Here is a 1,305-nt window from a genome sequence, read left to right as displayed (position 1 = left end):
TGAGCTGCCCCGAGTTTCGTAGAGTCCGATCTTGATTGGTTCAGGCGGACTGCGGGGTTTGCTCCTGGCTGCGCCAGAAGGCTTCCTCGTACTCGGCCGGCGGCACGTAGTCGAGCGCGGAGTGAAGACGCTCTTCGTTGTACCAGGTGATCCACTGGAAGATCGCCCGCTCGACCTGGTCGACGTCCTTCCAGGGTCCTTGCATCTCGATCAGCTCGGCCTTGAAGGTGCCGTTCAGCGCCTCGGCCATCGCGTTGTCATACGAGTCCGCGACGGAGCCGACGGAGGCTGAGGCGCCGATGTCGGCGAGCCGGTCGGTATACCGAATTGATACGTATTGCGACCCGCGATCGCTGTGGTGTATCAGTCCGGAGTCCTTCTTGATCCGACGCCGCCAGAGCGCCATCTCCAGGGCGTCCAGTGGGAGTTCGGTCCGCATGTGGTTCGCGACCTGCCAGCCGACGATCATCCGCGAGTACACATCCAGGACGAACGCCACATACGCCCATCCCGACCAGGTGCGGACATACGTCATGTCCGCGACCCACAGCTGATCGGGCCGGGAGGCGGTGAAGTCGCGGTCGACCAGGTCCGGCGGACGCGGCGCCGACGGTTCCGGAATCGTGGTCCGACGCTGCCGGCCACGGATGACGCCCTCCAGGCCCAGCTCGGCCATCAGCCTCTCGACGGTGCAGCGGGCCACCCCGTGGCCCTTGCGCCGAAGCGCGCGGGTGATCCGGCGGGCGCCATAGGTGCCGCCCGACTCCGCGTGGACCTCCTCGATCAGCGGCATGAGCTGCTCGTCCCGGAGCCGGCGGGCCGACTTCGGCCGCTTCTTGCGGGCGAAGTACGTCGACGGCGACAGCTCCAGCACCCGGCAGACGGGATCGACCCCAAGGCCCCTCTCGCGCAGGTGGTCGATCACCTGCTCGGCCTCGTCCGGGGACGGTCGATCTCCTGGGCAAAAAACACCGAGGCGGCTTTCAGGATCTCGTTCGCCCGCCGCAACTCCGCTACTTCTTTCCGGAGTTGCTGCAACTCGTCCAGCTCGGCGGTGGTGAGCCGGTCGTCCCGCTCGCCGCGGTCGGCCTCGGCCTGGCGGACCCAGCCTCGCAGGGCTTCCTTGTGGATGCCGAGGTCCTTCGCGACGTGCGCGATCGGGCGGCCGGTGGTGCGGACCTCGCGAATCGCGCGCTCGCGCAGTTCGTCCGGATATTTACGGGGTGCTGCCATGGTGCTGGTGGATCTCCTTCGCCAGGACCGTAACCCTGGCATCAGGGACTCCACAAATCTCAGTACAGCTCA

At 66.7% G+C, this 1,305-nt stretch carries 1 protein-coding gene; it reads right to left on the bottom strand.

The genetic code is table 11. From position 1 onward, the window contains the following. Nucleotides 1–40 precede the first annotated feature (40 nt). A protein-coding gene (locus ABT254_RS46450; protein ID WP_351483756.1) for an IS3 family transposase occupies nt 41–1,233 on the bottom strand; the annotation gives its coding sequence in 2 pieces (ribosomal slippage) (nt 41–969 and nt 969–1,233; 1,194 coding nt in all). Nucleotides 1,234–1,305: the final 72 nt, after the last annotated feature.

The sequence above is a fragment of the Streptomyces sp. NPDC001137 genome (assembly GCF_040298885.1).
Classification (GTDB): domain Bacteria; phylum Actinomycetota; class Actinomycetes; order Streptomycetales; family Streptomycetaceae; genus Streptomyces.
This window is presented reverse-complemented; position numbering and strand designations above follow the sequence as displayed.